This is a genomic window from Flavobacterium sp., assembly GCF_044338735.1.
Classification (GTDB): Bacteria; Bacteroidota; Bacteroidia; order Flavobacteriales; family Flavobacteriaceae; genus Flavobacterium.
This window is the reverse complement of the sequence record NZ_JBIIWV010000158.1, coordinates 1-4,609: the sequence shown is the minus strand read 5'-3', so window position 1 is coordinate 4,609 and position 4,609 is coordinate 1. Positions and strand designations below refer to the sequence as shown.

Below are 4,609 nucleotides of genomic sequence, written 5' to 3'. Positions count from 1 at the left end.
TTATTAAGTTTTTCAAGCTCAATAAATGCTCAAAATTCTAGAATAAACAACCATAATACTATCGGATGGTATAATTATTTTGGGACATTTAAAGTTTCTCAAAAGTTTGGTATCCACACAGAATATCAGTTTCGTAGAACTGAAACAATTACTGAATGGCAACAGAGTTTATTGCGTGTAGGAGTTAATTACCAACTCAACCCTAGAATACAATTGAGACTTGGTTATGCTTGGATAGAAACATTTCCTTATGGAGAAATTCCTATTAACGGAATGGGGAAAGATTTTACCGAACATCGTTTATTTCAAATGGCAACTATAACCGATAAAGTTTCTATTGTCGATTTGTCCCACCGCTTTATGCTTGAACAACGTTGGGTAGGACGATATTCAAACGCTAATTTGACAACTGAGGATGAATTCCCGTTTTTGAATAGATTAAGATATATGTTTCGTATGCAAATTCCATTGAAAGGCAAAGAAATTAAAGATAAAACAGCTTACTTAGCAATTTATGATGAAGTTTTTATAGGCTTTGGCAAAAATGTTAATGAAAATATTTTTGATCAAAATAGAGTTGGTATATTGATTGGATACAAATTTAGTCCATCAATAAGAATTGAAGGAGGTTATTTAAACCAAATACTTCAACTTGGACGTGAAGTAAACAACAGAAATGTATTTCAACATAACAATGGACTTATTTTAAACGCTTATTTCAATATTGACTTGACAACAAAGAAATAAAAACTGTACCATCAGCTGTTTATAGCTACTCGCTATTTTAGATTATAAAAAAAATCCTGATTTTTCTCAGGATTTTTTGTTTATAAGTATTGATAATTTATCTTTTTTCTAAATAACTCAAAACATTTTTCTCAATACGTTCTTGAATATTCGTTATATCCGCTTTTACAAAAGATTCACCAATGATATTTTCAAATAATTCAATGTAACGCTCTGAAACGGTTTCAATGTATTCATCAGTCATGTTAGGAATTTGTTGCCCTTCTTTGCCTTGAAAACCATTTTCAATCAACCAGCGACGCACGAACTCTTTTGACAATTGTTTTTGTTCTTCGTTGTTGTTTTGTCTTTCTTGGTAGCCTTCTGCATAAAAATACCGCGAAGAATCGGGTGTGTGAATTTCGTCAATCAACACGATTTGACCGTCTTTGGTTTTCCCAAATTCATATTTTGTATCTACTAAAATTAATCCGCGAGACGCTGCAATTTCAGTTCCTCTTTGGTATAACGCTCTGGTGTATTTTTCTAATATTAAATAATCTGCTTCTGTTACAATTCCATTCGCTAAAATAGCTTCGCGAGAAATGTCTTCATCATGCGAACCGTTATCGGCTTTGGTTGTTGGCGTTATGATTGGTGTTGGAAATTGATCGTTTTCTTTTAATCCTTCAGGCATTTCCACACCGCAAAGGATTCTTCTTCCTGCTGCATATTCACGTGCTGCATGTCCTGATAAATAACCCCGAATAACCATTTCCACTTTAAAAGGTTCGCATAAATGTCCCACTGCCACATTTGGATCAGGAGTAGCCACTAACCAATTCGGCACAATATCTGAAGTCAATTCCATAAACTTTGTCGCAATTTGGTTTAGAATTTGTCCTTTATAAGGAATTCCTTTGGGTAAAACCACATCAAATGCCGAAAGTCGATCGGTTGCCACCATCACTAATAAGTCATCATTGATGTTGTACACTTCTCTAACTTTTCCTCTGTAAACCGATTTTTGTCCTGGAAAATTAAAATTTGTAGTGGTAATTGTATTCATGTGTTGTGGTGTTTGTTGTGTGGTGCAAAAGTAAAAAAAAGACACTAATATTAGTGTCTCTTTTTAGGAATAATTTAATCGTTATTTTCAATGCTTTTATACGCATCAATAATTTTCTTGACTAATCTATGGCGTACAATATCTTTGTCGTCTAAATAGATTATACCCACACCTTCTACATCTTTCAAAATGAGAATCGCTTCCTTCAATCCTGAAATAGTTCTTCTTGGTAAATCTACCTGACCAGGGTCGCCTGTAATCATGAATTTAGCATTTTTTCCCATTCGCGTTAAAAACATTTTCATTTGTGAATGAGTTGTATTTTGGGCTTCGTCTAAAATCACAAAAGCATTATCTAACGTGCGACCACGCATAAATGCTAAGGGTGCAATTTGAATAATACCTTTCAAAATATAATCTTCAAGGGTTTGTGGTGGCAGCATATCTCGCAATGCATCGTATAATGGTTGCATATAAGGATCTAATTTTTCCTTCATGTCGCCTGGAAGAAATCCAAGATTTTCACCTGCTTCGACCGCTGGTCGTGTTAAAATAATGCGCTTGACTTGTTTCTCTTTCAAAGCTTTTACGGCCATAGCTACACCAGTATAGGTTTTTCCTGTTCCGGCAGGACCAATAGCAAACACCATATCGTGTGTGTATATGGTATCAACCAATCTTTGTTGGTTAGGCGTCATCGCTTTGATGAGCTTTCCACCTATCCCATGCACAAGAATTTTATCACGATCGTGCATGTGTTCCGTGTCATGTTGTTGACTGGTTTCTAAAACACGAAGAATTACATTATCATCAATACTGTTGTATCTCGAAAAATGATTCATTAATCTCCTAAAACGCGATTCAAATTCGTCTAAAATTTCACCTTCACCAAAGGCTTTCAAAGTAGTCCCTCGAGCCACAATTTTTAACTTTGGATAATACTTTTTAATAGTTTCAAGATGAGCATCTTGTGTGCCCCAAAAATCTTTTGGAGCAATGTCGATTAATTCTATAGTTCTTTCGTTCAAAGGCTTTGTTTTTTTAATTATTTTTGAAACGCTAAATTTGTAGTAGATTTGTATTCAAATTTAGTAAAAACAACTATTGCTTTATAAATAAGTTATAAACAAAAAAATGTCAATAATTACGCTAACTACCGATTTTGGACACAAAGACTATTTTGTAGGTGCTTTGAAAGGAAAAATAGTTTCTGAATTAAACGATGCAACGATAATTGACATTTCGCATGACATTGATTTATTCAATACTTTAGAAGCTAGTTATTGCATTGAAGCGGCTTATTCAAGTTTTCCCAAAGGAACTATTCACATTATCGGAGTAGATAGTGAGCGTGTGGGCGATATGCAACATATTGCATTGCAATGGGACGATCACTTTTTCATTTGTGCCGATAATGGCATTTTAAATGTATTACTGCAAAAAAAGGTGGCTCAAAAAATAGTAGCAATTAATATTCATGAACGACTAAATACTAATGCAAGTGATATAGATGTTTTTGTAGCCGTTGCAGCACATATAGCTCGAGGTGGTTTATTGAATGTTATTGGTAAAGAAATTAACGAATTAAAACCTGTTAATGCAGTCAATCCGATAGTTTCAAATGATTTATCTTCAGTAAAAGGACAAATCATTTATATTGATTCTTTTGGTAATTGTGTGACCAATATTTCTCAAAAGCAGTTTATTGAAGTGGCTCGCAATCGAAAATTTGAAATTCAAGTTAAAAATAAAAAGCTAAATCGTATCCATAAAAACTATTCCGATTTTCCGGTGGTTGAAAAGAAACAATTGAAAGATTTTGAAGGCGACTTTTTAGCCCTATTTAATGAAAATGGATTTTTAGAAATCGCTATTTATAAAAGTAACCCAAAAACCGTTGGCTCTGCTTCAACTTTATTAGGAATAAAATTTAGAGATACCATAACGGTCGAATTTAAAAATTAAAACATGTTTGTACGAATTGTAAAAATGCGTTTTCACGAAGATAAAATTGAGGCTTTTTTAACTAATTTTGAGGCCGTGAAGCAACACATTCGCAATTTTGAAGGGAATCAGTTTTTAGAATTGTATCAAGATAAAAATGACCAATGTATCTTTTTTACTTACAGTTATTGGGAAAACGAACAAGCATTAGAAAATTATAGAAACTCGATACTATTTAACGAAGTTTGGAGTTATACTAAAACATTATTTAGCGATAAACCCGAAGCGTGGAGCTTAGATAGATTGGTTTCTTTAGTTTAGGTGATGGGTGATGGGTGATGGGTGATGGACAATTGGAAGAAACCTGAAACCTGAAACTTGAAACCTGAAACTTGAAACCTGACCCGAGGCGCAGCCGAATTGAGCGCAGCTAAACTTTAAACCTGAAACGAAAAATAAAAAAACAAATGAAAGCATTATTACTTCGCGAAATTAAATCCTTTTTTGGTTCGCCAATAGGCTATTTAGTTATCGCTATTTTTCTTTTACTCAACGGATTATTTCTTTGGGTATTTGAAGGCGAATTCAATATATTAAACTCGGGGTTTGCCGATTTAAGTCCGTTTTTTAAATTAGCACCGTGGATCTTAATTTTCTTAATTCCAGCGGTAACCATGCGCAGTTTTTCCGATGAAAAAAAACAAGGAACTATTGAGTTGTTGTTTACCAAACCGCTTTCCAACTGGGACATCGTTAATGGAAAATTTCTTGGCGCTTTTATTTTGATTGTTTTAGCAATTGTTCCTACAGTGATTTATGTTTTCACTATTTCACATTTTGGAAATCCGCAAGGCAATATTGACATGGGAA

6 protein-coding genes are annotated in these 4,609 nt (G+C 33.8%); 4 read left to right on the top strand and 2 right to left on the bottom strand.

Annotated elements, in window-relative coordinates; genetic code table 11:
- On the top strand, positions 1-747 hold a 747-nt coding region (locus ACIQZC_RS09210), incomplete at its 5' end, for a DUF2490 domain-containing protein (protein WP_396138935.1).
- A gap of 97 nt (positions 748-844) precedes the next feature.
- Here ACIQZC_RS09210 and ACIQZC_RS09205 read toward each other — a convergent pair.
- Both ACIQZC_RS09205 and ACIQZC_RS09200 read right to left on the bottom strand, forming a co-directional pair.
- Positions 845-1,795 carry a phosphoribosylaminoimidazolesuccinocarboxamide synthase gene (locus ACIQZC_RS09205; RefSeq protein WP_396138934.1) on the bottom strand — a complete coding sequence of 317 codons (951 nt, stop codon included), beginning with the start codon at positions 1,793-1,795 and terminating at the stop codon, positions 845-847.
- Positions 1,796-1,869: 74 nt separating this feature from the next.
- Positions 1,870-2,823, bottom strand: a complete 954-nt coding sequence (locus ACIQZC_RS09200; RefSeq protein WP_396138933.1) for a PhoH family protein — start codon at positions 2,821-2,823, stop codon at positions 1,870-1,872.
- A gap of 106 nt (positions 2,824-2,929) precedes the next feature.
- Here ACIQZC_RS09200 and ACIQZC_RS09195 point away from each other — a divergent pair, with 106 nt between their 5' ends.
- The 3 genes from ACIQZC_RS09195 to ACIQZC_RS09185 form a co-directional block, all read left to right on the top strand.
- The gene (locus ACIQZC_RS09195; RefSeq protein ID WP_396138932.1) at positions 2,930-3,760 is read left to right on the top strand and encodes an S-adenosyl-l-methionine hydroxide adenosyltransferase family protein; all 831 of its coding nucleotides are present in this window, start codon (positions 2,930-2,932) and stop codon (positions 3,758-3,760) included.
- A gap of 3 nt (positions 3,761-3,763) precedes the next feature.
- Positions 3,764-4,060, top strand: coding sequence for a putative quinol monooxygenase (locus ACIQZC_RS09190; protein ID WP_396138931.1), 297 nt, complete (start codon positions 3,764-3,766; stop codon positions 4,058-4,060).
- Between the two features lie 146 nt (positions 4,061-4,206).
- Positions 4,207-4,609, top strand: a 403-nt coding sequence (locus tag ACIQZC_RS09185) for an ABC transporter permease subunit (protein WP_396138930.1), incomplete at its 3' end; no start/stop codon positions are given.

Coding starts and splice junctions, on each gene's coding strand:
- ACIQZC_RS09190 (WP_396138931.1), top strand. CDS start 3,764: ATGTTTGTACGAATTGTAAAAATGCGTTTTCACGAAGATAAAATTGAG.
- ACIQZC_RS09205 (WP_396138934.1), bottom strand. CDS start 1,795: ATGAATACAATTACCACTACAAATTTTAATTTTCCAGGACAAAAATCG.
- ACIQZC_RS09195 (WP_396138932.1), top strand. CDS start 2,930: ATGTCAATAATTACGCTAACTACCGATTTTGGACACAAAGACTATTTT.